The organism is Listeria sp. Marseille-Q6474 (genome assembly GCF_946902005.1).
GTDB classification, from domain to species: domain Bacteria; phylum Bacillota; class Bacilli; order Lactobacillales; family Listeriaceae; genus Listeria; species Listeria innocua.
The window spans coordinates 569254-595785 of the sequence record NZ_CAMPPS010000001.1 but is presented as its reverse complement, the minus strand read 5'-3'; the positions used below and the strand labels follow the sequence as shown (position 1 = coordinate 595785).

Below are 26532 nucleotides of genomic sequence, written 5' to 3'. Positions count from 1 at the left end.
TTTCAAAAGTTTTGTTAAAATGATATTGAAAATAGATATTCGCTTAGATAGATGCTAGTTTGTTAGACAAGTTTTGTGTTATAATATAACAGGTTAATATAAAAAACAGTTAAAGGAGATTAGAGGATGATATACGCTCAAATTTTAGCTGGAGGAAAAGGTACGCGAATGGGTAACGTTAGCATGCCGAAACAATTTCTACCTCTAAATGGTAAACCAATCATTGTTCATACAGTAGAAAAATTTATTTTAAATACACGATTTGATAAAATTCTTATTTCTTCACCTAAAGAATGGATGAATCATGCTGAAGATAATATTAAAAAATATATTTCTGATGATCGAATTGTCGTAATTGAAGGCGGAGAAGACCGTAATGAAACAATTATGAACGGAATTCGTTATGTCGAAAAAACATTTGGTCTAAACGATGAAGATATTATCGTAACACATGATGCTGTGCGCCCATTTTTAACGCACCGAATTATTGAAGAAAACATTGATGCTGCGATTGAAACAGGCGCTGTAGATACTGTTATTGAAGCACTTGATACAATCGTTGAATCAAGTAATCATGAATTTATTACAGATATTCCTGTCAGAGATCAAATGTATCAAGGGCAAACACCACAAAGTTTCAATATGAAAAAAGTATATAATCATTATCAAAACTTAAGCGCAGAGAAAAAACAAATTTTAACAGACGCATGTAAAATTTGTTTGCTTGCTGGCGATCAGGTGAAGCTTGTTAAAGGCGAGATATTCAATATAAAAATTACAACTCCATATGATTTGAAAGTAGCGAATGCGATTATTCAGGAGCGGATAGCCAATGATTAATCAAGTATATAGACTTGTGTCAGAGAGACAGTTTGAAGTTGCCAATGTGGACGAATCTTTAGCTGGTGATGTGGTCGTTGTTAGACCTACTCATTTATCTATTTGTGCGGCAGACCAACGCTACTATACAGGTTCTAGAGGAAAAGAAATGCTTTCTAAAAAACTTCCAATGGCGCTTATTCATGAAGGCGTTGGCGAAGTCGTTTATGACGCAACAAAAGAGTTTAAACCTGGAACAAAAGTTGTCATGATTCCGAACACACCATTTGAGAATGATCCAGTCATTGCTGAGAACTATTTGCGTTCGAGTAAATTCCGTTCTAGTGGTTATGATGGTTTAATGCAAGATTATGTTTTTATGCGTCGTGACCGGGTTGTTGCGTTACCTGATGACATCAATATGAAAGTAGCGGCATTTTCTGAGCTTATTTCTGTTGCTGTACATGCGATTTTACGTTTTGAAGGAAAAAGTAACGCTAACCGTGATAGTTTTGGCGTATGGGGTGATGGAAACTTAGGATTTATCACTTCCTTATTATTAAAAAATTGGTATCCAGAAAGTAAAGTTTACATTTTTGGAAAAACACCATATAAATTAGACTTCTTTTCTTTTGTAGATGGCGCATATTCGATTGATGATGTGCCAGCTGATTTAGTCATTGATCAAGCTTTTGAATGTGCTGGAGGAATGGGTAGTCAGTATGCAGTCAGTCAGATTATTGATGTAATTAAACCTGAAGGAACTATTTCGTTACTAGGAGTTTCTGAGTATCCAATTGAATTTAACTCACGTATGGTACTCGAAAAAGGGCTTACAGTTTACGGAAGTAGTCGTAGCGGCCGGGTTGACTTTGAAAAAACAGTAGAATTTCTATCCACGAACAAACGCGGGGTAGAATATTTACAAAACCTAGTTGGTGAAGTGCATACGGTGCATTCGATTCAAGATGTAATCGAAGCCTTTGAAGCTGATTTACGTAGTCCATGGGGCAAAAGCGTTATGGAGTGGAAGATATAATAAAACATTGGGGAGTTTAGGCTATACGCTTATGAATTTGTTTGCTAAAGTATATTTAGGAAGCAAGGCAGTCGAGAGGAAATTCGGCGTTCATATGCGAGACCTTAACTTCCCAGTTTTATATGGAGAGGGAAAAAAGAATGAAATTTGCGATTATAATTCCTTTTTACAATGCGGAAAAAAGGTTGGCTTTATCGATAGATAGTATAATTAAGCAGACTTACAGCTTTTTGAAGCATGTGGAAGTTCTGCTTATTAATGATGGGAGCACGGACCGTAGTAGTGCGATTGCTCATAGCTATGCCGAAAAATATCCGAGTAATATTCGCGTTTTTGATGTCCCGAATGGTGGTCCTTCTAAGGCGAGAAATATTGGAATACATAATGTACAAGAAGACACTGACTTTGTAGGATTTTTAGATGCAGATGATCTGTTATCACCAAATATGCTTTTTAGTATGGTGAACTTCCTAGAAAAATCAGCTGTTAATATGCTTGTCCCAGCTTTTTATTATTTAGATGATTTTGGAAAAAAACAAAAAATTTCTCCACATAAATTAAATGACCGTTTCACAAATGGAAATCGAGTTGTAGCGATTGAAAAAGAACCGCAAGCAATTCATTTTTATATTGGCGGTACTTTTTTTCGTTTCGAAAGTTTGAAGGAATTTGCCTTTGATGAAACGCTTAAATTTGCGGAAGATCAGCTTTTAATTACGAAATTTTTGCTTAAAAATCGAAGTTACGGATTGATTGCCGATGCTGGTTACTATTACTATCGTGATTTAAAGCAAAAAGGTTCTTTAGTAAGTTCAGCTTGGAAGCAACCGGAAAGATATACGCCATTTTTACAAAAGGTGTACCAAACTTATTTAACAAATTCTAAAGAAGTTTTTGGCGAAGTGATTCCATATGTGCAGTATTTAATCGCGTACCATGCCAAGTTGTTTTTTTATAAAGAAAACATTTATTTTAAAGAAGTATTAAATGAGCAAGAACAAGAAATTTTTGTGCGTGAACTACAGAAAATATTACAAGAAGTTGGTCCGGAGATGATTGTAGCTCTGGATACACCGCTTGTTGTAAAAGAAATGATGCTCTCTATTTTGCGAAACGGCTGGCCAGTACAGTTTAAGACGGCAGAATTAGAAGAAGTTCCGCTTGTCACAGTAAAAGAAAATTACCGTCCTGGAAAAGCTGTAACAGTGGAGCTCTTACTAGAAGAGGCGCGGGAAACTTTACCAGAGGGCGCAGAATTCTTTGCTAGTACATCTGTAGGTACGGCGCAAACAAAAGTGGTAAAACGAAAAACAGCCCAAACAATTTGGGATATTGTTGTTCGTGAAGAGGGTACACTCGAAAAAGTGGTGACACGGTTAAAACCATATCAATTGAAAGTCCAAGTGTTTTACCAAGATAAAAATCAAAAAATAACAATGACAGATTTAAATGTCATCAGTAGCGTGTTAGGAAAATTAAAAAGAAATAAAGCTTTAAAGCGAAAGTTTAAACAGGGGGGAGTATCCTGATGAAGTTTGTACAAAAGATATATTATTTCCTATTTAAGCTAGTAGGATTTTTACCTCGAAGAAAAGAATTAGTGATGTTTGAAAGCTTTTCTGGGAAGCAATATAGTTGTAATCCACGTGCTATTTTTGAATATATGGAAGAGCATAATCCAGAATACGAGTTATTGTGGAGTGTAAATCCGAAGTATGTTGATTTGTTTGAAGCGCACGGGGTACCGTATGTTAAGCGTTTTTCTGTTAATTGGTTGTTTAAAATGGGCTTAGCTAAATATTGGATTTCTAATAGTAGACTGCCGCTTGAGCTACCAAAACCGAAAAAAACTATTTATGTACAAACGTGGCATGGAACGCCTTTGAAAAAACTAGGTGTCGACATCGATGAAGTACATATGCCTGGCCAAACAACCGAACAATACAAGGCTGATTTTGTGAAAGAGGCGCAGAAGTGGGATTATTTAATTTCACCTAATGCGTATTCTAGTACGATTTTCAGACGTGCATTTGGTTTCACTGGGGAAATGATTGAGTCTGGCTATCCGCGAAATGATATTTTATTTAGTGCGGATAAAGAGTTGAAAATCGCTAATATCAAAATGGCCTTAAATATTCCAGAAGATAAGAAAGTTATTTTATATGCGCCAACTTGGCGTGATAATGATTTTTACGAAATCGGAAAATATAAGTTTGATTTAAAGATTGATATTGCCAAAATGCAAGAAAAATTTGGCGATGAAGTTGTTTTGTTAGTTCGCATGCATTATCTCGTAGCAGAACATTTTGATTTCACGCAGTATGGTGATTTTGTACGAGATGCTTCAAAACACGAAGATATTAGAGATTTGTATTTAGTGAGCGATTTATTAATTACCGATTATTCTTCCGTATTTTTTGATTATGCTAATTTAAAAAGACCAATGTTGTTCTATACGTATGATTTGGCTGAATATCGCGATACACTTAGAGGCTTTTACTTTGATTTTGAACAAAATGCCCCAGGACCACTTGTTGAAACGAATGACGCTTTAATGACAGAAATAGAAATCATGCTTGAAAATCCGCCTCAAATTGCAGATAGCTTTTTAGAACAATTCTGTACTTGGGAAGACGGGCACGCAGCAGAGAAAACAGTGAAAAAAGTTTTTGCTGAAAAATAGGCGGTGGGAATATTGAAAAAAATAGCAATTTATATGTATATGCTTGCTGTTAAAATAACTGGATTCTTGGCGAGCCTTTTACCAGTTCAGCAAAAAGTTGTTTTTCTTATAAGTTTTGAAGAAAATCCCACTGCGATTATTAAGCAAATGAAACTGTCCAATGTCACCCCGAAAACAATTGTCTTCTATGATCCTAGAGTAGACGTATCAAAGTTATCTTTAGACTTTATAAAAGTTAAACCGAAGACACTGCAACAATTTATTCCATTAATGTTTCACCTCAATACGGCAAAAGTGGTTGTCACAGATAATTATTTTGTGGAATTAGCTGGCTTGAAATTACGAAATGGCGTAAATTGTATCCAAGTTTGGCACGCAAATGGTGCGCTTAAGAAATTTGGCTGGGAAGATAAAGCAGCGCAAAAAAGATCGGATCGGGATAAGAAAAGATTTCAAGAAGTATATAAGCGTTTTACAAAAGTACTTGTTGGTTCTGATGAAATGGCATCAATTTTCCAAAAATCATTTTTACTAGATGAATCGAACATGTTGAAACTTGGTGTTCCACGGACTGATTATTTCTTCAAAGAAGCGCAGTTACAAGAAAATTATCAGTGGTCATACGAGCATTTACATTTAACAAACAGAATAAAATTACTATATGCGCCGACTTTTCGGGATAATGAGTTGGGAATGGCAAAGTTACATTTAGATATTGCGGAAATGAAACAAGCCTTAGGAAATGAATATCAATTGATTTTAAAATTACATCCTTCTATTAGTAATGATTTAGAGAAACTAGATGATGATTTTGTCATTTATGTGGATAAAGAAACGCCGATTGAAACGTTACTACCAGTTGTGGATATTTTAATTACTGATTATTCTTCCATTCCGTTTGAGTTTGCTTTACTTCAAAAACCAATGATTTTCTTTACGTATGATTTAAAGGAATATGATAATGCTAGAGGACTTTCAGATGGCTTTTTAGAAACCATTCCTGGCCCTCATGTTTTTACAACGACTGAGCTAATTGAAGTAATACAAAATAATACGTTTGATTTGGAAAAAGTTCGGTTATTTGCTGAGAAATGGAATAAATATTCGGATGGATTTTCAAGTGAGCGTTTTGTATCCTTTTTAAAAGAACAGCTTGAAAAGTAGCACTGCTAACAAGTAGAGAAATTTTTGTTTTCTTGATATACTACTAAAGAAAGTAGGTGGGCTGATGAAGAAAGTAATTACATATGGCACATTTGATTTAATTCACTGGGGGCATATTCGTTTATTAGAACGAGCAAAAGCTTTAGGTGATTACCTTATTGTAGCCATTTCAACCGATGAATTTAATCGAATCAAACACAAAGAAGCATACCATAACTTTGAACATCGCAAATTAATTTTAGAGGCAATCAGATATGTCGATGAAGTGATTCCAGAAAGTAACTGGGAACAAAAATTAGAAGATGTTAAAAATCGTGATATTGATATTTTTGTGATGGGTGATGATTGGGAAGGCGAATTTGACTTCTTAAAACCTTATTGTGAAGTCGTTTATTTACCACGAACAGACGGTATTTCTACTTCCAAGATTAAAGATGATTTAAAATAGTCGTAGCACAAAACAGGCAGACCGGTAATGTTCAATTATTAGGTGGTAGGCTTGTTTTGTGCTATTATTATGTATAAATAATAACGCAAAGAACTAGTTATGATAGGAGCAGAAGAAATGACAAATTTATTTCAAGATGATAGTCTAACGCTGCATACAGACTTATATCAACTAAATATGATGAAAGCGTATTTTGACGATGGACTTCATGAGCGTAGATCGGTATTTGAAGTTTTTTTCCGAGACATGCCATTTGATTCAGGTTTTGTTGTATTTGCTGGACTGGAACGAATTATTAATTATATGCAAAATTTACGTTTTACAGAAACGGATATTGCTTATTTACATGATGAACTTGGGTTTGACGGACCTTTCCTCGAATATCTACGTAATTTTAAATTTAAAGGAAATATTCTTGCTGCAAAAGAAGGGGAATTCGTGTTTAAAACCGAGCCAATCCTTCAAGTAGAAGCAAGCTTGGCAGAAGCACAATTGATTGAAACGGCTTTGCTTAATATTGTGAATTTCCAAACGCTAATCGCTACAAAAGCTGCGCGAATTCGTTCTGTTATTGACGACGAAACGTTTGCTGAATTCGGAACAAGGCGCGCCCAAGAAATGGATGCGGCTATTTGGGGCACACGAGCGGCTTATATCGGCGGTTGTGATTCCACAAGTAATGTTCGCGCTGGAAAGATTTTCGGTATTCCTGTGTCTGGTACGATGGCACATGCGATGGTTCAAGCCTACCGCGACGAACTAGAAGCATTTAGAAGTTACGCAAAAACGCATTTTGATTCGATTTTCTTAGTAGATACATACGATACGCTAAAATCCGGCGTACCAAATGCGATTAAAGTAGCGAAAGAAATGGGCGATAAAATTAACTTTATCGGCATCCGCCTAGATAGCGGCGATATGGCTTTCCTATCTAAAAAAGCGCGCCAAATGCTGGATGAGGCTGGTTTTACAGAAGCGAAAATCTTTGCTTCAAGTGACCTAGACGAACATACTATTTTATCCCTAAAAGCGCAAAAAGCAAAAATCGATTCTTGGGGCGTTGGTACAAAACTAATCACCGCTTACGACCAACCAGCATTAGGTGCCGTTTACAAAATGGCGGCAATTGCTGATGAAAATGATATTTTACAAGATTCGATTAAACTTTCAAGTAACACCGAAAAAGTGTCGACACCTGGTAAAAAGAAAGTTTACCGGATTATTACGAATGAAGATGGCTTGAAAGCGGAAGGCGATTATATTGCTTTAGCGGATGAATCACTCGAAAATGTCGATAAATTAACGATGTTCCACCCAGTTCATACGTATATTATGAAAACAGTCGAGAATTTCACAGCGCGTGAACTACTTGTACCGATTTTCCAAAACGGGGAACTTGTGTATGATATGCCTTCACTAGATGAAATTAAAGCTTATAAAGAAGAAAACTTGGCGCTACTTTGGGACGAGTACAAACGAACAGTTCGTCCGGAGCAATACCCAGTTGATTTAAGCGTTAAATGTTGGAAAAACAAGATGCGCAATATCGAAAAAGTACGTAAAAGTGTCCAACTTCATTCACCAGTTGAACTAGATATGCCGTTTTAGGAGGAATTATAATGGAAATCAGAGAAAGAATTTTAGCAGATATGCAAGTAGCAGAAAAGATTGATGCACACGAAGAAATCCGGAAAAGTGTCGAGTTTTTAAAAGCATATTTAAAAAAGAATACGTTCTTAAAAAGCTTTGTTCTTGGGATTTCTGGGGGACAAGATTCGACTTTAACAGGAAAACTAGCACAGATGGCGATAAGCGAATTGCGAGCGGAAACAGGTGATGATGAGTACCAATTCTTCGCTGTGAGCTTGCCATACGGAACACAACTAGATGAATCGGACCGTCAAGATGCACTTGATTTTATGGCACCAGATAATCGCTTAACCGTAAATATTAAAGCTTCGGTTGATGCGAGTGTTGCGGCGCTTGCGGAAGCGGGAGTTGAACTATCTGATTTTGCGAAAGGTAATGAAAAAGCGCGCGAACGGATGAAAGTACAATACGCAATTGCAGCGATGCATAAAGGCGTAGTGGTTGGAACCGATCACTCTGCAGAAGCTGTTACTGGCTTTTATACGAAATACGGCGACGGGGGAACGGATATAAATCCACTGTTCCGCTTGAATAAAAGACAAGGCAAGGCGCTCCTTAAAGAGCTTGGCTGCCCAGAACATTTATATTTGAAAAAACCGACAGCAGATTTAGAAGATAATAAACCGGCTCTTCCTGATGAGGTCGCGCTTGGTGTGACTTATGACCAAATTGACGATTACTTAGAAGGCAAAGAAGTTCCAGCAGATGCCGCAGCAAAAATTGAGAATTGGTTTATTAAAACCGAACATAAACGCCATATGGCAATTACTATATTTGACGATTTCTGGAAATAGGAGGCTGTTTAAATGAAAGTTGGTTATGGTTTATTAACTGCATTTTATACACATCCAGGAGAAAAAGATAATTTAGTGAAAATTTTGCTTGAAGCGGCTGAAGGATTGGATGATTACAACACGTGTATTCAGTATATTGTCAGCGAATCTGAAACCGAGCCAGACACGGTGTTTGTTTCTGAAATTTGGGTTGACAAAGGGCACCATAAAGCATCTCTTGATAACCCAGCTGTACAAGAAACAATTAAACGCGCCAAACCTTTAATAAAAGATATAAAACAAATACAAGAATTAGACATACTCGGTGGAAAAGGCATATAGATGATAAAACATGAATGATTCTAGGACTCTCCTGGAATCATTTTTTTGGAGGGATGACAAATGCAAACGTTGATGATTGTTTGTGCTGGAGGTGCGACGTCGAGTTTAATGGCACAAAATGTCGTGAAAAGCGCAACATCAGAAGGAATGGACGCTGTTCTACTATTTCCAGATGATGTGAAATATAAAGATAGTTTTCGCGAAAAATACAGCGAGCGAGATTTGGTTGTTGTCATGGGACCGGTCGGCGCGATTACAGCCGGGAAATTCCGTGATTACAAAGAGCAAGTCGATGCCGTTTTAGTAGCACCACAAGTGAAATATATGTACAAAACAGTGGAGGAAGTATTAGGCGAACTAAATATTCCTTGCGCTAATATTGATTCACTCGATTTCGGTCGGATGCGCGGGGATAAGATTCTCACGCAAGGTCTAGCCTTAATGAACGCGAAAAATTCCAAATAAGGTGTTGCAACTTTAGAGGGGAAACGTTAAAATGAAAGAAGATGAAAAGGACAAGTGATTTGTCCTTTTCTTATATTATTGTGAAGTAACCGCGATTTTGCGGTTTCATTTTATAGATAAGGGTGGTTTTGTTTAAAATTATGAAAGACTTTACCGAGCAAGAGAAAATTATCGTTCTAGATTTTGGTAGTCAGTACAATCAACTAATTACGCGCCGCATTCGTGAATTCGGTGTGTATAGTGAATTACATCCGCATACTATTACAGTTGAAGAAATGAAAGCACTAAATCCAACGGGGATTATTTTTTCAGGAGGACCTAACAGTGTGTATGACGAAGATGCCTTCCGCGCAGACGAAAGAATCTTTGACATGGGAATTCCGATTTTAGGAATTTGTTACGGCATGCAATTAATGACAACGCACTTCGGTGGCAAAGTAGAACGTGCGAAAGACCGCGAATACGGGAAAGCGGACATTCACGTTGAAAACCCAAGCCGTTTATTTGCTAGCCTACCAACAGATCAAGTTGTTTGGATGAGTCATGGCGATTTAGTTGTCGAGGAACCAGCTGGATTTGAAGTAACAGCTACTAGTAAGTCTTGCCCAATTGCAGGTATTGCGGACGAAGATCGTTTGCTTTACGGCGTGCAATTCCACCCAGAAGTACGTCACTCAGCTTACGGCAACGAATTACTGAAGAATTTTGCATTAAACGTTTGTGGCTGTAAAGGCGACTGGACAATGGAAAACTTTAGTGAAGTAGAAATCGCTAAAATCCAAGAAATCGTAGGCGACAAGAAAGTCCTGCTTGCACTTTCTGGCGGCGTTGATTCCTCCGTTGTTGGTGTGTTAATTCATAAAGCAATTGGCGACCAATTAACATGTATTTTCGTTGACCACGGACTTCTTCGTAAAGGGGAAGCTGACCAAGTAATGGCAACATTACAAGGCGAATTCAACATGAACATCATCAAAGTAGATGCGAAAAAACGCTTCATGGACAAACTTGCTGGCGTTTCCGATCCAGAACAAAAACGTAAAATCATCGGTAACGAATTCATTTACGTATTCGACGACGAAGCCAACAAACTAGACGGCGTAGAATTCCTTGCACAAGGAACACTTTACACAGACATCATCGAAAGTGGTACAGCAACTGCCCAAACAATCAAGTCTCACCACAACGTTGGCGGCTTACCAGAAGATATGCAATTTAAACTAATCGAACCATTAAATACACTTTTCAAAGATGAAGTTCGCGCACTAGGAACAGAACTTGGCATGCCTGACGCAATCGTTTGGCGCCAACCATTCCCAGGCCCAGGCCTAGGAATCCGTGTGCTTGGCGAAATCACGGAAGAAAAACTAGAAATTGTTCGTGATTCTGATTACATCTTGCGCGAAGAAATCAAAAACGCAGGTCTAGAACGCGAAATCTGGCAATATTTCACAGCACTTCCAAATATCCGTAGCGTTGGTGTTATGGGTGATGGTAGAACGTATGACCATACTGTGGTTGTCCGTGCGGTGACGAGTATTGATGGTATGACAGCCGATTGGGCACGTATTCCGTGGGATGTACTGGAGAAAATTTCGGTACGGATTGTGAATGAAGTGGATCACGTGAATCGTGTTGTTTATGATATTACGAGTAAACCACCAGCTACGGTTGAGTGGGAATAAAAAGCAAAGCCCTAAAATCTCAGTAATGCTGAGGTGTTAGGGCTTTTTCTATGACGAGTGATAACAGTTTTTTATTATCGTAGTATTTTTACGGATAATATTTTCTCACAGTTTGCACATTATCAAAGATGGGGATATATTTTTTACAAAATAATTATAAAGCTGTTAAATTTTCTGAAATAAACAAACAGTTTTTTTATTTCGATAATTATATTGATAACGTTTTCACAATGTGGTAGGATGAACTAAAGGATAATTTATTCCAAAAAATAAAAAAGGAACCATTTGAATGAAACTTAAATCATAAGCAACAAAGTGGGTACAGTAATAATGCTGTAGGCTCTGAAGTGATGAACTATGCAGCTGGATGTTACTCATGTTCTTGTTCAACTTGCACATGTATATGAGCATTATCTGCTACGACCAAAATATAAATTTTAGAATGAAAAAGGGATGCATTTGTGTCCCTTTTCAATAAGTTATGAGGTGCATATGCATATGAACAATATTTTGGAAACGAAAGATTTGAAAGTTACAATAAATAATAAAGTAATTCTATATTTAGATAAAGAAGTTTGTATTTCAGAAAAAGACAAAGTTGCGATTCTAGGAGACAATGGAGCTGGGAAAACCACGTTAGTAAATAGTATTCTTGGTGAAAAGAACTCTTCTGGAGAAATTACCAAAAAGTTTAAAAAAAATGACTGTGGTGTAGTATTTCAAGAAAATGCATATAATGATTTGATGAAGGTTTATGAATTGATTACTTTAGTTCTTCCACATCTAAAGAAAAAAGAGATAGCACAGTTTTTACACAAATATGAACTTGAAAGCTTGAGAAAAAAGTACATTAAAGACTTATCTGGTGGAGAAAAACAACGGCTAACACTATGTTTAGTACTAGAAAGTCATAAGAAATTATATATCTTTGATGAGTTAACTTCAGGATTAGATTATAAGAAGAGACTAGGTTTACTTGCTTTGATGAAAGAAAAAACTAAGGACGCGACGGTGATAAATATAACGCATTACTTTGAGGAAGTTGAAAACTGGGCAACGAAAGTTTTGATTCTTCAAAAAGGAAAATTACTTTTTTGGGGAACAATATCAGAATTTTTCTCTAGTTTTCCTCATTATTCTGTTATTAAAGTAGATCAAACCGAACTAACAAAGATAGATGATACAGATATGGCTTTTATGAAAAGCACAGATACTGGTGACGGAATAGCAGTTATTTGTTCGGATTTGCAAATTCAGGAAGAGATAAAGAAAATTTTGGATAAAAAAAACGTCACATACAACACAATAAAACAAAATATATATACAACTTATTTAGTTGCATATTTGCGCGGAGCACCAAGCAGTGAACTGGAGGTACTTATATAATGAGTTATTTATGGACAAGTATTAAAATGCAATTTAGAATTCCAGTATCTGTATTTTTCTCATTATTATTTCCACTAATCATGATGTTCGCTATGGTTACTTCTTATGGGAATTTTGATATTGGTGAAGGTTATCATTTTGTAGATAAATATTTTTTGATTAGTACAGGGATGGGAATGTTACCAATAGCATTAATCAGTTTTCCAATTTGGCTTGGTGAAAGTGTTCAAAATAAAAGCTATAAAAGATTAGAATATTTTGGATTGAGTGCACAGAAAATAATTGTTTCAGATGTATGTTCTTATATTTTGCTAACAGCCTTAAGTATTTTTGTTAATATACTGTTTGGCTACTTGGTATATGGACTACATATCCCAGAAGGGCAATATTTTATTGCTTATGTTTTGCAATGTCTGTATTGTAATCTAGTGCTTTTGATTTTTGGTGCCTTGCTTGCTTTAATTATTAAAAATCCCCGGATATTGATGCCAGTAGGAATGTGTTTATTATTTATGTTTTATATTTTTACAGGAACATTTTCATCTTTTTCGGAACTTCCTAAATCATTTCAAGCAATTGGGAATTTTTTACCAATGAAATATATAATGAATGATTTATTTAATGTTTGGACACAAAATAAGTTGTTCATCTCTAAGTTTCTAGCTTTAAACACGTTATATGGAATTATCTTATCCTTCGCACTAGTTGCTTTTTTGTTGAGACGCATAAAAATTAAATCATAATTTATTATACTCAAGATATAGAAAGGTTTGGTTGCAATCTATGAAAACAAAATTTAGCAATCCCACGTTTAGAATTATTGCATCAATTGTTCTAGGGATTTCAATAGGTGTTCTTATTTGCTTTGTGGCTATTGGTTTAGGTTATATTCACATGAATGATGGCGCATTAAAAGAGTATAGTGTGAAAATTTTCGGACTAACTATTTTTGATATTAAAAGAGTTGGTAGTGAGATGTTGGGAACACCTAATAACACTAGCATGATGTTTATAGGAGTTATTATTTCTATGATACTAGCTATTGTTGTAGAAATTATTGTTTCGTTAAAAAACAAACATAGAAAGGAAACAGCAAAATGATCGACTATGTATTTTTTCTTACCATTTATAAAAAAATAAATTAATTATTTTGTATGGTCCCTATCAAGATGATGCTTGGCAGGGATTTTTTTGTGGGCTTACATTTTAATACTAAATTGTAATATAATTTATTTATATGATTTTTAGAAAATGCTGCTCTAAAAAGGAGGGGGAACAATGAAAACGAAGATGCCTGAAATGCTTTCTTTCATTTCAGAAGAAGCTGTTAATAGAAAGATGACAAGTGAGGAAATTGCTGCTCACTTTGGTTATGATAAACATCACTTTAGTCGAAAATTTAAAGAAATTAATGGATTCAGTGTGGTTGAATTCCTCTCTAGTTTAAAAGTGGAAAAGGCGATTATTGGACTTGATGAAGAAATACGCATACTCGACTTACAAGAACATTCAGGTTTTGAAAGTAGTGGTAGTTTCACGAATACTTTTAAAAAATATACAGGTAGTTCTCCTAGAAAATACAAAACGGAAATGAGTGATATTTTTTATGATATGAAACGTTTTGAAAATGATGATAAGGATAAGTCGATAGCGCATTTTCAAGAAAAGAATGATTCTTTTTGTACTGTAACTATTGAAGTACCTGATGAATTTGAAAAGGGTATTATATTTATTGGGGTTTTCCATACTCTTATACCGAATCATATGCCTATATCTGGATTAGCTACTAAAAATTTAATAGGAAATCAATTGAAAAATATTCCAAGCGGAGACTATTATTTATTGGCTTGTGCGATAAGCCATTCTAATAACATTCTATCTTACTTTAACTTAAGCAATAGTTTGAGGGGGAAAGAAGATAAAAGGCTATCTTTTCCAAAATGTTCTGGCCATCATTACACGATTAAGCTGAGAGAACCAATACCAGAAGATCCACCAATATTAGCTAATGTGGGAAAACTTTTAATCTCCTGTTTGAAGAACACAATCTAGAACAATATTGTTTGATTATGAAATGTTAAAATAATTGTAGTTTAGTGAAATGGAGGGAATAGTTATGGCTTTAAATGCAAAGAGTATCACTGTAGGGCTACCAGTAAGTGATTTGGAGAAATCTGCTAGTTGGTACGAAAAAATACTTATGAGTGATGAAAAATTAACACCAGTTGAAGGGGTTATTGAATATCAAATTGGTTCGGTTTGGATTCAACTTTTTGAAGAAAAAATAAATGTTTCAGAAAACGTTTTACGCTTAGGGGTAGAAGATTTAGATGTGGAATTTGAACGTTTAAAAACACTTGGAGTAATAACTGACGAGGTGATAGAAGATGTACCAGGTATCATTCGATATTTTGTCTTTTCTGATCCAGATGGTAATAAGTTGTCATTCTATTGGTTGTATGATCAGGAATAGATTTGAACAGGATTATAGGATGGATGTAATGTTAAAACGACGGATGAATGATTCGTCGTTTTTTGATGCTTAAGTGGAGTAAAAGTTAACATTGGCATGATTCTCTCTATTGCCGCAAAGGTATATTTTTATTGAATTTAAAATCACAAAAAATAATGTGAACTTAAAATATGAAAATTTTAAGAAGATGAACTCTTTATTTAAACTAAGATTCCAGGGCTAAGTAATCCAGGATACGATTTATTCAAGCAATATTAATTTACAAATCAAATAAAAAGAAGACCGTTTCTATTCGGTCTTCTAATAACTACATTGAATATCAGAGTGAGTACTTTCTTAAGCCTGAATGTGGTTAAAACTTCATTGCGCTATAATTGCACTTTTTATATTTTTGTCTTCGTTTTAAAATTTTTAATAGTTCTTAAAAACATTGTATTATCAACCATATTCATCTATATCTTGTACGTAAGTTATGAAGTGGGAATAAAGAATTAGAAAGTAATATATCTAAAACAAAGTATTCAACTTATGAGATATTTAATTTCATTGGAAGTTATATGTTTATTCATTTTCGACAAAAAATTCTCTACTAAGAATTAACTTAGTAGAGGATTTTTTATTGCACAATTATTCATTTAATTTTTACATGCTACCTATCCTTTAGGGATTTATAATAACTTTTTATGCACTTAAGAAAGCTGATTATATAAATCGTACAAATAGTAAAATATTTTATAATATGTACAAGATAACCAATTATAGTGACCTTTAAATAAAGCGACAAACCTTAGTTTATAGTTTGTTATAAATTAAAATATGACTTGTTCTCAAATTATTAAATCGTAAAGTAATAGAACGAATTAGCATAATAAATTTTTGGAGCAGTTGATTTTACTATCAAACTTTTAAATCAAATGATTAATAATTTCTGATTTTTACTGTAGACTTAACTAATTATAATTCGGATTTTGTTAAATAAATGAAAAAACAATTTATATTATCTTCACTATTTTTGCCATAATTCTTTACTCTTCTTGTTTAACCAATAATTTCATCATCAAGAAAAAATCACACTTCTGTATTCAAAAGTGGCATTTATAATGATTTTTAATCTGTTAATTAAAAATTAACACTTTATATTGTTTTTCTGTTAGAATAATGATATGTAATTTATGTAATAAAGTAAATCTGAAATACTAATCAAAAAAGTTAAAACTGAAAATATACATACATAGTGAGGTTAGATAATGTCTAGGGAAATTGAAGTGAGAAAAATATTAAAGTGTCAAATATCTAAAACTAATTTATCTTCTTATTTTATAGACTTTGATTTAGATTCAGAAGGAAACCTTAGTCAAAGACTTGATGACTTTGTTCATTTACTTGCTCAAGAAATACCAAACTTTGCATTAGGTTTTCATCAAGGGGATGCTGTCCCTCAAGACATACTCCTAGATACTTTAATTGATGCTGCAAATTCAATATATAAAATAGATTGTTATAAAAAAACTGCAGATATTTATGGAGCTGGTGGATTTTTAGATGATGATGTATCTGATAAATATCTTAGACGAGGAGAATTTGGAGAATTAATTTTACATTTACTATTAAAATATTATTTTGAAACATTCCCTTTAATAGCAAAAATTTATTTTAAAGATTCATATGGACATGCAGTGCATGGTTTTGATTCTATTCATATTCAACCAAAAACTAATACACTTTGGTTAGGAGAGTCAAAATTATACACAGATGGAAAAAAAGGTGTAGACGCTTTAGTTGAAGATTTATATGAGCATTTTAATATAGACTATTTTCGCAGTGAATTTAATATTATCTCCAAAAGATTGAATGATTCGAAAGATATTATAGATAATTATGGTCATGACACCGAATATTGGATATCATTATTAAATCAGTATACAAGTGTATCAGAGAAGCTAGATAATATAGTAATACCGTTATTTTGCGCGTATGAAACAGATTTTTTTGATGATTTTGACTCGGATTCAGATACTTTTGAAACAAGGTATCTAGAAGAAATTAACACGTTACATGAACGTTTTTCAAGTAAGAGTGATAATCACAATTGGATTAGTAAGATGAATATTATTGTAATATTAATGCCATTAAAGAGCAAAAAAAAGCTTGTTTCAATGCTTCATCAAAAACTTAAAATCATACAAAGCTTAGGTGTAGGAAGGAATTGCTAATATGAATTGGGAAACAGTAGATATATACTCTATAAATGAGTTGAATTTTGAAGATAGTTTTTCTTTAGCTAAATTCACTTCTAATATGTCTTTAAGTAATGAAGAAGGAAGAGCTAAAAAAATTATAATTCATATATTAGAAATTTGGGAAAACATTGATTCTTCTACTAAAGAAATATGGATAGACATTATAGAATCAGCAGGATTCTATCCATATCTGGCAAGTAACGCAAATATGGACACTACATCTGAAATTAGAAGAGCATTCCATTCTTCCAATTATTTAGAGAATGTAGTGTTTCATAAAGAACAAAAGTATCTTTCTAATTTAATTGAAAAAAAAGAAAATATTGTAGTAAGTGCCCCTACTAGTTTCGGGAAAAGTTTATTAATCCAAGAAATTGTTGCTAGTAAAAAATTTCGAAACATTCTCATTATCCAGCCTACTCTAGCCTTAATTAATGAAACAAGATTAAAATTGAAACACTACCAGGAATACAATATTATTGTTAATACTTCGCAAAAAATGGAACAAAGAAACATTTTTATTTTAACTGCTGAACGTGTTTTAGAATACCCTAATTTTCCTATAGTTGATTACTGCATTTTAGATGAATTTTATAAAGTTAGCTCCTCACGTGATGATGAAAGATCAGATATTTTAAATATAGCATTAAAGAAAGTGCTAGATAATAATAGAACTATTTTCTACTTCTTAGGGCCAAATATTGATGAAATATCTAAAGGATTCGAGGAACAATATAATGCTAAATTTATCAAAACAGACTATACTTTAGTTGATACTAAAATAGAAAGGATAAACATAGATTTCCAAAGCGATAAACCTAGGTCAATGGATAAAGAAAGAAAAATCAGGCTTTTTGAAATGCTTTCTGAGAAGAAAAATGAACAATCTATAGTATATCTTTCCTCTCCAGACAGGGCACTAAAAGTGGCTAAAGAATACTTAGAATATTTAAGAACAAATAATCTTTTAGCACAAGAACAGCAATTATCTATTAATGAGTGGATACAAGAAAATATAAACTCTAATTGGAGTTTTAATAAGTTAATTCAACAGAAAATTGGTGTCCATTCTGGTACTATACCGAAACATTTGACGCATTCGATAATAGATTATTTTAATAAAGGTATGTTAAAAGTATTATTTTGTACATCTACAATTATTGAAGGTGTAAATACGAGTGCAAAAAACGTTTTCATTTTTGATGAAACGAAAGGTCCTAACAAAATAGATTACTTTGATTTTTCGAATATTCGAGGGAGAGCAGGTAGATTATTAGAGCACTATACAGGCTATGTATATGTCTTTCATCAAATTCCTGAAAAAGAGAAAATAGAACTTGACATCCCTTTTTTTGACCAAGAAAAAATTTCTGATGAAGTATTAATTAATTTTGAAAAAAAAGAAGTTAAGAGCGAAAATATTTCTAGATTTGAGGAATTATATGATTATGATTATGATTTACTTAAGGTGATAAAGAAGAATGCAGTGTCTGTAATTGGTCAAAAAAAAATAATTGAAAATATTAAAATAACATTGAGGCAGGAACCAGAATTAGTAATATGGAACGGAATTCCAAAATATGAGGCACTATCTTATATTCTAAATATTTGCTGGGACAACTTGCTAAAAGATTCTGAAACAAAAAAACCTATGACTAGAAATAAACTTCCTGTAGTAGCTTATAATAGCCTAATGAGCAAATCTACTGCAGAATCCTTGAATAGAGAATATACGTATTTAAAAGCTAAAAATCCAAAATGGACTAATCAAAGACTCCTTGATCAAGCTATTACTAACTATTTCCGTGAACAAAGACATTGGATTTCTTATAAAATTCCGAAATGGATAGGGGTAATTGATAGCTTACAAAAGGAGGTATGCAAACAAATGGGGCTAAATAATGTAGGTGATTATACATATGTTGCTTCACAACTAGAAAATGAAGGAATAGACAGTACTCTATCTATTTTATTAGACATGGGAATACCTTCTAGTGCTATAAATAAGTTAAAATCTTCAGTGGATGGAATTACAGATTTTAATGAGTTAGTAAAAAAGGTAAAACTAATTGCTCATTCCAATCAAAATAAGTTAATTGAATATGAAAAAAATAAGATATATGATCTTTAAAAGCTCCTGTACAATGGATTAAAATTTACTTTTTGTTAGTTGAAATTTAGAATATGATGCATTTTAATATATTTTTGCAACCAAAAGATATTGGACTTAGGAAGACACTAAACTAAATATAATTATATTAATACTTTTAAGGGCATCCTACTGGTTATTAAATTATATCTAAGCTACAATCTAAAATAAGATTTAAAAAACCTAAATATTGATGTACCACGCTTTACTTTCAATACAGTGAAAAATAAATTATAAGTGAGTGATTGGATTTCTATAAGAATAAAGTTAATTGGTGAAGGTACTAGTATTTAGAAGAATTATCACAAACTACACTAAATTATTAAATGGATTCGTTATACAAAAACATTTGAAAATGCAGTTTATAAATAAAAATTCTGAAAAAGATTGTTATTAAATAATTTTCGCAATTTGGAAAAGATAAGTTATCTCAATGCATCATTTTTTTATGCTTGAGATAGGCAGCTTTATAAAAAGTGGATTTTGGGTTTTTAAAATCATATAGAGTTGTTTTTTCCGTTTTCAGGCGAATAAATTGTTGGCTTTGGGAAGGCATATCCTTTTCTTCGTTTAGAAATGATATTAGTTGGACTAGATTTCATTAAAAGACAATATTAGAAAAACACTTTCGTTAGATTCATTTGAACTGAAACTAACGAAAGTGTTTTTTATGATAAAATATCGAATTTTCTAAGGAATAAATTAATCATTATTTTTTAATATTACTAAATGACAGCTCGTGTAAATATCATTATAATAGAAACATGATACAAATTTCACATACAGAAAGGGAAAACAACCATGACAAAAATTCATATTAATAAAGAAAAAATGAATAATCATGCCACAACCCTAGGTGATAGTGCGGGAAAGTTAGATTACTATCCTCTAAAAAATGGAAACATGAGTTATACGCAAACTAATTCTATCAACCTTTTTCGAGAATCATTACTTGAACTGCTTGAAGGCATCGAAAATTTAGGATCTGTTGCGCAAGATGATGCTACTCGAATCAAGCAAATGGGGGAAGCTTTTGCAAAACAAGATAAATCCATCAGCCAGAAGATGAACTTGGAGGTGCGTTAAGTGGATAAACGTACCCAAGAATTAGGTGAAATAAAAAAAGAAATGGAGCGAGAAGATGACGCTCTTTACGCTATTAAAAATAAAATTAGACATTTAGAGGATGTGGAAGAAGATATTCAACAATCTAGACGTGAAATGGATGACATCCTTAATCATATGAAAGAAGTTTGGCGAGGAGAACATGCAGAGCATACTTTTTGGCAAATAGAAGACGAGGTAAATCATTACAACCGGAATACTGCTTGCATGACTAACGTTATTCAAACCGAACTAAATAATGAGCAAAAAAACCATCGACAAAATCTCCACGCGCTCGAAACTAAACAACAGGATATCACAAAGGAGATGCGTTTATGACTCGAATAGATATTGCTGAAGTAAACCATTTTTTACATGAATTAAAAATAGCCAATCAACAGGCTAAAACACAAATTACGGCAATCCAAAATGCTATCATTGCTTATTTACAAGATGATTCGCTCTCCGGAGAAGCAATTAGTGCGTCTAAAGGATATTATGCAGCGACTTATTTACCGCTTTGTGCTTCTATCAAACAAGCACTACATGTCAGCGAGGAATCTTTAAGGAAATATATTACCGACTTTCACAGTCAAGTAGATAGTTCTCCAAGTGCAAAAATTGATGCAGAAGGTCTGTATGAATTAGATCAGAAAATAAATCGTTTAGAAAACAAATTAGAACACATTCAATTAGAATTAAGTTCGATGACAGCAGTTTCTAGGCAGGGCGAAATTAATGCGCTTCAAACGCAAATATTTGCCAATTATAAAAAAGAACAACTTTTAGAAAAATTTCTTGATTTTGAACGTAGACATAGCCATTTTTTTCAAGAATTAAGTGACTTAGCTCAAGCAATCCATCGAGGTGTGCGTGATATTCAGGCGAACATTTCTTTTAATAGTCAAACTGGGATGTACAAAGTAGATAAATTAAATGCTTCAAACTTTGAACGACTTGTGGATTTATACGCTTCTCAAAAAGCAATAGATGACAAAGTAAAAGCTATGGAAGATATTGGAATGCTCCCTTATATTCCAGAGGGAAATCGTGCCGGATATGTTACGACTAACGGCAAACTAAATACGGAAGCGACGTTAGATTTAGTTAATCAACAGATGATTTATTGGCAAAATGAAACCGGTATGCGCGAGTTGTTTGGCGTTGGAACTTTTTATCGCGCGGTTTATGGTTTAGATGCAGTTACTGCTGAAAGAATCGGTGGCGGACAGAGGCTAGTAGATGGCTCAACTGTGTTTTTACAATATGCAGGAGCTTTTGGAGTGAGTGGCTTTTATGCTGAGTTTGGGCAAGTACGAAAACTTGATTATTTGCCTACCTCTGGCATAAAGTTAAAAACGAGTCCATGGGAGACCACGACGGTTTTAGGGACTTATGTTTCGGATACTCAAAATGTACTAACAGAATTAGGCAATATAAAATCATTAGATTTTGGAATGAAAAAAAATAGATTCAATCTTTTAAATGCACCGGATGAATTATATATTAATCCAAAACAATTTTGGGATGAGTTTAATCAGCCTTTCCTAGATAAAGCGATTCAGCGAGGAGATGACGTAGCTATGGCTACAAAGCCGACTGTAGAAAACTTATACATCGCTGGGACTAAACAACTTACGGGTTTTGGGCGTGAATATGAATACTTACTACAACATGGTTATACTTATGATGTAAAAACAAGTACAATGAAGTTGAAGAAATGAGGAATTCAAGCATGAAATTAGACGATAATGCAAAAGAAATAATCCTTAAAAAAAGTGAATTTCTACTCCATAATAATTTTAAATTAATAGAAATAACGGATGCTACTATCACATTTTCAAACAAGAAAATCGCTTTTGTAATCGGTTATGAAAGATATGATAATGTAAGTAATATTAATATAAAGTTTTTGGAAGAAAATGAAATGTTTAATCTTGGATGGATTGCTTTTGTAAGAAGAAATCAGACGCCGCTTCCTCAGAATAAATTAGATAATATATTAGAGTTACTTGATTATGCTGAAAAAAATTATGCTAAAGTTACTAACTTACAATTTTGCCAAGAAAGTAGAGAAATGGTAGAAGACTTCTTGAAAGAATAATAACTAGAATTATAGTAAAAAAAGGACTGTGATCGATTGAATTTTTATAAAGAAGTTGAAAAAATGTTCAAAGGATATGAGCAAAAATATCAATTAAAGCTAACTAAAATAGATAATAATGAAGTTGCTTTCATCGGAGAAAAGTATGCTTTAGGTATAGGATGGAGCACGGACGGGATTGATTTGCATTATTTCAAACTAGATAATTCGACGCTCTGTAAATTTAGTTTAGATAATTTATTGAATAGAAAGCTAACTAAAATCGAACGAGAAGGGATACTTCCCAGTACAACAATTTACGAGAAAATAATTAATGAATTGATAATTTGCGAAAGAGGATTTAATAATCATTTTCAAGAATTACTAATGGGTGAAACATTAAGTGATTATGATAATAAAGAATTTGTTTCGAATTTGGAGAAGAGTATTATTGAACGTGAACTGTTGCCCCGTTAATACTACTTATAAAGAGAAATGCATTATTTTCATGAATTTGATTGCATAATATCTTATTACAAAAATTATCAAAGTTGGTGGAATTAATGGAGTTTAAGCACGAAGTAGAAAATAACTTTGCGGATATAATTCAAGAATATCAATTTAACTTAATTAAAGTAAATGAAGACGAAATAATGTTGTTACACCCTAGTTATGCTTTAACTATATGGAAAAGTAGAGAAGGTATTGATGTTTATTATCTGTTTCTTCATAGCTTAGAAAAAGTGAAAATAACCAATTTCTTATTTTCAAATTATGAAAAAGATTTGTTAGCCAATATAACTCCTGCAAATAATTTGACCGACAAAATTTCTAATAGCTTACTTATTCATGCAAAAGGTTTAAGTAAATATTTCCCTGAATTATTATCTGGTCAAAATGACTGGGTAAAGAAGTTTAAAGAGAGTAAGTTTTATAATGAGCCGAGAGCTATTAACACCGATGAGCATGCGGAATATCATAAAGAGTTATAATAGATTATTCACAAATAATAATGTACTATGAAAACATGGGAGATTCAAATGCGAAAGGAGAAAAGAAAATCAATCATACACAAAAGGGTAAAATTGATTTCACTTTCTTTGTGTTTATGCTTTTAACCTTTAACAATTAAAAAAACATCATGGGATTTTTGTATTTAGGACAACAACGTATAAACAATAGTGTAATCCAGCACAATAATTTTAAAGGAGCGTAACTTTATGAACGAATTTCCAGTTGTATATGAACCAGAGTATATGACAATTTATTTACTTGTTATCATCGGTGTCTTTTCTACAACATTGGCTTTATCGCTTGAAAAATATAAGTTCACTTTAGCGGGAAAAGCGTTGATTGGGATTGTTTTATTTCTCTAGCGGTGTTATTTATATATGTTTTAGAGTTAGCATATCTTTCGGATACAGCTGATTTGTTATTTCATACAATCGGTGTTTGGGAAGTAGTGCTTTTCACACATCCATATATTTTCTTAATACTTGCAATCTTGCTCGGTGGGGAAAAGAAACCGCCACATGTACCCAAACTAAAAAAATAAACTTGCTTAAATAACAGCATGAAAAGGAGATCATCAAATGAGTATTACAGAAGAAGAATTTGAAGAACAGGTTTCGGAGTTGTTTATTAATTATTTAGAAAAATGTACGCCTGAAGAGATTCATCAAGTGGTTGTAGAATGGAATTTTGATAATCCTAAGAAACCGATTTATTGGATTGCTAATTCGCCGAAAACAGATAAAGGAACGGCGTTAATGTTGTTTTGGTTAATGGAGCCGGATTTTGCTTATCAATTTGAAACGAGAGAAGCGATGGTTGAAAAAAGCAGTTGGTATGCGGAAGATTTTGATATTGTTGCTAGTTTGGAAGAAAAGTACTTAGCTGGGTTCTATCAAAATCAAGTCTATGGTTACGCACCTCCAGCCGAGTTTCAAGAGGAGGAAATGAAAAGAGCAATTCCGAGCGAAATGTTTGTTCCTTTGAAAGGCCTAGAAGTTTCTGTGTCGGCGGATTGGGCAGATGGTTTTCCTCCTGAATTGCAAGAACGGTATAATGAATTAGCTGAATCAGTGGAAGAGTAATCTTGATTCGGTATTATTCAAAAAGGAATTCAAAGTCGAAAATCTTTTAGATAGGTTTTCGACTTTTTTATTATTGGTGCTTTGAAAATATTAAAGCAGATTAGGAGGAATAGCATGAAGTCGCAGCAGACCTTTATGATAGAGGTTACCTTTTATTCTAATGCAAGAAAAACGGTTCCGGAAGCGGGGTATCGGCCGCATTTTGTGATGGAGTTGGATCAGGAGCGGGAATATTTAGGTGTTGAAATTTATGATATAGAGGTGGATACGCTGGATTCGGTGGGGTACGCAATGTGTTCTTTTTTGTATGAGCAAGAGGGCGTTGGTTATAGTAAGATTCAGCCGAATAATTCTTTTAAGGTTATGGAGGGCGCGAGTGTTGTTGGGAGAGGGAAGATAGTGTCGTTTAATTTGTAAATGAGAGTTAAATTGATTTATGCGTTTTACACAGTATAATTAAACTATAAGAAGAGGCTTTTTATAACCAGCATACACCATTACTGAGGAGGGAAAATGTTGATTCCATCATATTTGAAAAACACAGCTAAAGAGGTAAGTATTAATGATTTTCTTAATGTAGAAATTGTAACAACAAGCAACGAGGAAACTTTTAATTACTGGAGAAGCATACGAAATCCCATTAAAAATTATAGCGAAAAGCACTTTATCTGGGAAAGAAATTTTGCTTTATGATGGTGCATATTATGGGTATGATAGTATGTTTTGTGATGAGTTTGAGGCAGAAGTTACGCAAAATAGAGAATTAACAAAATATCCTATAAATAATTTATCTAACATTCGTTTATCTATAGGTATTGGCATTGATTATGAAACGGAAAAAGAAGATTATGAATTTGATGAAAATGGTCATGTGGTTTTAATTGATGATAGGCATATACCATGGGAACAAGTAAAAACGGACGGTTTTGATTTTTTAGAAATAACGGCAACAGATGAAAATGGAGAGTCTTTATTAATCTTGACCGAAGAACTTGCGTAAATAAAAAAATAAATAGGAAGTTGAAAAAAATGATACTTATAAATAAACGAGCGGAAAAACAAGATTACCAGACAATTTTAGCGATTTGGGAAAAGTCAGTTATTGCAACGCATGATTTTTTAACTGCGGAAGATAGGCAATTTTACAAAGAACAAATTCCTTTGTTTCTAGATAATGTGGAACTGTTCTTATGGTTCGCTGGTGAGGAGGTCGTTAGTTTTAGTGGGACGAGCGAGCGGGAACTAGATATGTTGTTTCTGGATCCGGTAGCCACGGGTAATGGTTATGGGAGTCAGATTCTGGGTTGGCTAATAGAAAATAAGCGGATAAACCTGGTGGATGTGAATGAACAAAATGAAAATGTCAAGAGATTTTATTTGAAGCGTGGATTTATGGTTTCTTCCAGAAGTGACTTGGACGGTTTTGGGAAGCCTTATCCAATTCTTCATTTACAACTGAAGGAGAGCGTTAATGGAATATGAACAGTTGTTACAAAGCGAACTTGGTGAACTTGAAATAATTCGGGAAGAACTACAAAACAAAGAATATCGAGGAATGATTGTAAAAATAGCTAAAGATGGCACAATGATTCGTACGCGTTTGGCGAAGAAAACGGATAAAAAAATAGGGTACTTTGTTGCTTTTTGGGAGAAAGATGAACTTGGTAAGAATTGTCCTTTTGATGAGAATGATAGCGCTGATTTTTTATGTATTGTTGTTATTGATGGTGATTTGAACGGTTTATTTGTTTTTCCAAGGCAGTGTTTAATTGAAAAGGGAATTTTAACTAGTGAAGCTGGTATTGGAAAAATGGCTGCTAGATTTTATCCATCGTGGTGTCAGGATTTAAATAAAACAGCGGAAAAAACACAAGCTTGGCAACAGGTGTATTTTAAAAATTATTCTATAAGAAAAGAAGACCATTAATTTGGT

The 26532-nt window shown here is 33.5% G+C and carries 28 protein-coding genes and 4 pseudogenes; all 32 read left to right on the top strand.

Features of this window, described 5'->3' with window-relative positions; all coding sequences use genetic code 11:
* The first annotated feature begins 126 nt into the window (after nt 1-126).
* The 32 genes and pseudogenes from OC533_RS02995 (at nt 127) to OC533_RS02840 (ending at nt 26526) form a co-directional block, all read left to right on the top strand.
* Entirely contained in the window at nt 127-840 is a 714-nt protein-coding gene (locus OC533_RS02995) for a 2-C-methyl-D-erythritol 4-phosphate cytidylyltransferase (protein ID WP_003766398.1), read from the top strand.
* Nucleotides 833-1858 (top strand): ribitol-5-phosphate dehydrogenase, encoded by a 1026-nt coding sequence (locus OC533_RS02990; protein ID WP_003761653.1) that lies wholly within the window; start codon nt 833-835, stop codon nt 1856-1858. The genes OC533_RS02995 and OC533_RS02990 overlap by 8 nt, the downstream gene beginning before the upstream one ends.
* 140 nt (nt 1859-1998) lie before the next feature.
* Complete coding sequence (locus tag OC533_RS02985; protein WP_194323357.1) at nt 1999-3387, top strand: glycosyltransferase family 2 protein; 1389 nt, start codon at nt 1999-2001, stop codon at nt 3385-3387.
* A complete protein-coding gene (locus OC533_RS02980) occupies nt 3387-4541 on the top strand; it encodes a CDP-glycerol glycerophosphotransferase family protein (RefSeq protein WP_070753331.1) in 1155 nt (384 codons plus the stop codon). The genes OC533_RS02985 and OC533_RS02980 overlap by 1 nt, the downstream gene beginning before the upstream one ends.
* A 12-nt stretch (nt 4542-4553) precedes the next feature.
* The gene (locus tag OC533_RS02975) at nt 4554-5705 is read left to right on the top strand and encodes a CDP-glycerol glycerophosphotransferase family protein (protein WP_194323358.1); all 1152 of its coding nucleotides are present in this window, start codon (nt 4554-4556) and stop codon (nt 5703-5705) included.
* A 64-nt stretch (nt 5706-5769) separates the two neighbouring features.
* Nucleotides 5770-6153 (top strand): glycerol-3-phosphate cytidylyltransferase, encoded by a 384-nt coding sequence (gene tagD / locus OC533_RS02970; RefSeq protein WP_003724631.1) that lies wholly within the window; start codon nt 5770-5772, stop codon nt 6151-6153.
* Between the two features lie 117 nt (nt 6154-6270).
* A complete protein-coding gene (locus tag OC533_RS02965) occupies nt 6271-7761 on the top strand; it encodes a nicotinate phosphoribosyltransferase (RefSeq protein ID WP_160463969.1) in 1491 nt (496 codons plus the stop codon).
* An 11-nt stretch (nt 7762-7772) separates the two neighbouring features.
* The gene (gene nadE, locus OC533_RS02960) at nt 7773-8597 is read left to right on the top strand and encodes an ammonia-dependent NAD(+) synthetase (RefSeq protein WP_185501312.1); all 825 of its coding nucleotides are present in this window, start codon (nt 7773-7775) and stop codon (nt 8595-8597) included.
* A gap of 12 nt (nt 8598-8609) precedes the next feature.
* Nucleotides 8610-8918 carry a putative quinol monooxygenase gene (locus tag OC533_RS02955; protein WP_003771336.1) on the top strand — a complete coding sequence of 103 codons (309 nt, stop codon included), beginning with the start codon at nt 8610-8612 and terminating at the stop codon, nt 8916-8918.
* Nucleotides 8919-8978: 60 nt separating this feature from the next.
* A complete protein-coding gene (locus OC533_RS02950; RefSeq protein ID WP_045553399.1) occupies nt 8979-9383 on the top strand; it encodes a PTS sugar transporter subunit IIB in 405 nt (134 codons plus the stop codon).
* A 128-nt stretch (nt 9384-9511) separates the two neighbouring features.
* Nucleotides 9512-11068 (top strand): glutamine-hydrolyzing GMP synthase, encoded by a 1557-nt coding sequence (gene guaA, locus OC533_RS02945; protein ID WP_185318478.1) that lies wholly within the window; start codon nt 9512-9514, stop codon nt 11066-11068.
* Nucleotides 11069-11379: 311 nt separating this feature from the next.
* Nucleotides 11380-11475 (top strand): annotated as a pseudogene (llsA, locus tag OC533_RS02940) (listeriolysin S); the annotation flags it as partial.
* A 91-nt stretch (nt 11476-11566) separates the two neighbouring features.
* The gene (locus OC533_RS02935; protein ID WP_194323359.1) at nt 11567-12454 is read left to right on the top strand and encodes an ATP-binding cassette domain-containing protein; all 888 of its coding nucleotides are present in this window, start codon (nt 11567-11569) and stop codon (nt 12452-12454) included.
* A complete protein-coding gene (locus OC533_RS02930; protein WP_194323360.1) occupies nt 12454-13197 on the top strand; it encodes an ABC transporter permease in 744 nt (247 codons plus the stop codon). Before OC533_RS02935 ends, OC533_RS02930 begins: the two co-directional genes overlap by 1 nt.
* Before the next feature lie 40 nt (nt 13198-13237).
* Nucleotides 13238-13555 (top strand): protein LlsX, encoded by a 318-nt coding sequence (gene llsX / locus OC533_RS02925; RefSeq protein ID WP_194323361.1) that lies wholly within the window; start codon nt 13238-13240, stop codon nt 13553-13555.
* Between the two features lie 177 nt (nt 13556-13732).
* Nucleotides 13733-14506 carry a helix-turn-helix domain-containing protein gene (locus OC533_RS02920; protein ID WP_194323362.1) on the top strand — a complete coding sequence of 258 codons (774 nt, stop codon included), beginning with the start codon at nt 13733-13735 and terminating at the stop codon, nt 14504-14506.
* Between the two features lie 64 nt (nt 14507-14570).
* Nucleotides 14571-14927 (top strand): VOC family protein, encoded by a 357-nt coding sequence (locus OC533_RS02915; RefSeq protein WP_194322324.1) that lies wholly within the window; start codon nt 14571-14573, stop codon nt 14925-14927.
* A gap of 1247 nt (nt 14928-16174) precedes the next feature.
* Complete coding sequence (locus OC533_RS02910) at nt 16175-17140, top strand: DUF1837 domain-containing protein (RefSeq protein WP_070229183.1); 966 nt, start codon at nt 16175-16177, stop codon at nt 17138-17140.
* Between the two features lies 1 nt (nt 17141).
* Nucleotides 17142-19298 carry a DEAD/DEAH box helicase gene (locus tag OC533_RS02905; protein WP_194323363.1) on the top strand — a complete coding sequence of 719 codons (2157 nt, stop codon included), beginning with the start codon at nt 17142-17144 and terminating at the stop codon, nt 19296-19298.
* An 819-nt stretch (nt 19299-20117) separates the two neighbouring features.
* Nucleotides 20118-20402 (top strand): DUF3130 family protein, encoded by a 285-nt coding sequence (locus OC533_RS02900; protein WP_194323364.1) that lies wholly within the window; start codon nt 20118-20120, stop codon nt 20400-20402.
* On the top strand, nt 20403-20759 hold the full coding sequence (locus OC533_RS02895; protein ID WP_194323365.1) for a hypothetical protein: 357 nt from the start codon (nt 20403-20405) through the stop codon (nt 20757-20759).
* Nucleotides 20756-21319, top strand: a pseudogene (locus OC533_RS02890) (T7SS effector LXG polymorphic toxin); the annotation flags it as partial. The gene OC533_RS02895 and the pseudogene OC533_RS02890, both read left to right, overlap by 4 nt.
* Nucleotides 21320-21751: 432 nt before the next feature.
* Nucleotides 21752-22144 carry a hypothetical protein gene (locus OC533_RS02885; protein ID WP_225365369.1) on the top strand — a complete coding sequence of 131 codons (393 nt, stop codon included), beginning with the start codon at nt 21752-21754 and terminating at the stop codon, nt 22142-22144.
* Nucleotides 22145-22155: 11 nt separating this feature from the next.
* Entirely contained in the window at nt 22156-22524 is a 369-nt protein-coding gene (locus OC533_RS02880) for a hypothetical protein (RefSeq protein WP_194323367.1), read from the top strand.
* Nucleotides 22525-22560: 36 nt separating this feature from the next.
* Nucleotides 22561-22980, top strand: a complete 420-nt coding sequence (locus OC533_RS02875) for a hypothetical protein (protein WP_194323368.1) — start codon at nt 22561-22563, stop codon at nt 22978-22980.
* 86 nt (nt 22981-23066) lie between these two features.
* Nucleotides 23067-23495, top strand: a complete 429-nt coding sequence (locus OC533_RS02870) for a hypothetical protein (protein WP_194323369.1) — start codon at nt 23067-23069, stop codon at nt 23493-23495.
* Nucleotides 23496-23723: 228 nt separating this feature from the next.
* Nucleotides 23724-24058: pseudogene (locus OC533_RS02865) on the top strand (hypothetical protein).
* A gap of 37 nt (nt 24059-24095) precedes the next feature.
* Complete coding sequence (locus OC533_RS02860; protein ID WP_070753322.1) at nt 24096-24599, top strand: DUF4274 domain-containing protein; 504 nt, start codon at nt 24096-24098, stop codon at nt 24597-24599.
* A gap of 114 nt (nt 24600-24713) precedes the next feature.
* Nucleotides 24714-25016, top strand: coding sequence for a hypothetical protein (locus OC533_RS02855; RefSeq protein WP_194323370.1), 303 nt, complete (start codon nt 24714-24716; stop codon nt 25014-25016).
* A gap of 96 nt (nt 25017-25112) precedes the next feature.
* A pseudogene (locus tag OC533_RS02850) lies at nt 25113-25599 on the top strand (hypothetical protein).
* 29 nt (nt 25600-25628) lie between these two features.
* Nucleotides 25629-26081: a GNAT family N-acetyltransferase gene (locus OC533_RS02845; RefSeq protein WP_194323371.1), complete on the top strand. Its 453-nt coding sequence runs from the start codon at nt 25629-25631 to the stop codon at nt 26079-26081.
* Nucleotides 26071-26526, top strand: a complete 456-nt coding sequence (locus OC533_RS02840) for a MepB family protein (protein ID WP_194323372.1) — start codon at nt 26071-26073, stop codon at nt 26524-26526. The genes OC533_RS02845 and OC533_RS02840 overlap by 11 nt, the downstream gene beginning before the upstream one ends.
* The last annotated feature ends 6 nt before the right edge of the window (nt 26527-26532 follow it).

Coding starts and splice junctions, on each gene's coding strand:
- OC533_RS02995 (WP_003766398.1), top strand. CDS start 127: ATGATATACGCTCAAATTTTAGCTGGAGGAAAAGGTACGCGAATGGGT.
- OC533_RS02880 (WP_194323367.1), top strand. CDS start 22,156: ATGAAATTAGACGATAATGCAAAAGAAATAATCCTTAAAAAAAGTGAA.
- OC533_RS02930 (WP_194323360.1), top strand. CDS start 12,454: ATGAGTTATTTATGGACAAGTATTAAAATGCAATTTAGAATTCCAGTA.
- nadE (WP_185501312.1), top strand. CDS start 7,773: ATGGAAATCAGAGAAAGAATTTTAGCAGATATGCAAGTAGCAGAAAAG.
- OC533_RS02855 (WP_194323370.1), top strand. CDS start 24,714: ATGAAGTCGCAGCAGACCTTTATGATAGAGGTTACCTTTTATTCTAAT.
- OC533_RS02915 (WP_194322324.1), top strand. CDS start 14,571: ATGGCTTTAAATGCAAAGAGTATCACTGTAGGGCTACCAGTAAGTGAT.
- OC533_RS02905 (WP_194323363.1), top strand. CDS start 17,142: ATGAATTGGGAAACAGTAGATATATACTCTATAAATGAGTTGAATTTT.
- llsX (WP_194323361.1), top strand. CDS start 13,238: ATGAAAACAAAATTTAGCAATCCCACGTTTAGAATTATTGCATCAATT.
- tagD (WP_003724631.1), top strand. CDS start 5,770: ATGAAGAAAGTAATTACATATGGCACATTTGATTTAATTCACTGGGGG.
- OC533_RS02955 (WP_003771336.1), top strand. CDS start 8,610: ATGAAAGTTGGTTATGGTTTATTAACTGCATTTTATACACATCCAGGA.
- OC533_RS02985 (WP_194323357.1), top strand. CDS start 1,999: ATGAAATTTGCGATTATAATTCCTTTTTACAATGCGGAAAAAAGGTTG.
- OC533_RS02950 (WP_045553399.1), top strand. CDS start 8,979: ATGCAAACGTTGATGATTGTTTGTGCTGGAGGTGCGACGTCGAGTTTA.
- OC533_RS02840 (WP_194323372.1), top strand. CDS start 26,071: ATGGAATATGAACAGTTGTTACAAAGCGAACTTGGTGAACTTGAAATA.
- OC533_RS02860 (WP_070753322.1), top strand. CDS start 24,096: ATGAGTATTACAGAAGAAGAATTTGAAGAACAGGTTTCGGAGTTGTTT.
- OC533_RS02920 (WP_194323362.1), top strand. CDS start 13,733: ATGAAAACGAAGATGCCTGAAATGCTTTCTTTCATTTCAGAAGAAGCT.
- OC533_RS02910 (WP_070229183.1), top strand. CDS start 16,175: ATGTCTAGGGAAATTGAAGTGAGAAAAATATTAAAGTGTCAAATATCT.
- OC533_RS02990 (WP_003761653.1), top strand. CDS start 833: ATGATTAATCAAGTATATAGACTTGTGTCAGAGAGACAGTTTGAAGTT.
- OC533_RS02870 (WP_194323369.1), top strand. CDS start 23,067: ATGGAGTTTAAGCACGAAGTAGAAAATAACTTTGCGGATATAATTCAA.
- OC533_RS02980 (WP_070753331.1), top strand. CDS start 3,387: ATGAAGTTTGTACAAAAGATATATTATTTCCTATTTAAGCTAGTAGGA.
- OC533_RS02845 (WP_194323371.1), top strand. CDS start 25,629: ATGATACTTATAAATAAACGAGCGGAAAAACAAGATTACCAGACAATT.
- OC533_RS02900 (WP_194323364.1), top strand. CDS start 20,118: ATGACAAAAATTCATATTAATAAAGAAAAAATGAATAATCATGCCACA.
- OC533_RS02935 (WP_194323359.1), top strand. CDS start 11,567: ATGAACAATATTTTGGAAACGAAAGATTTGAAAGTTACAATAAATAAT.
- OC533_RS02965 (WP_160463969.1), top strand. CDS start 6,271: ATGACAAATTTATTTCAAGATGATAGTCTAACGCTGCATACAGACTTA.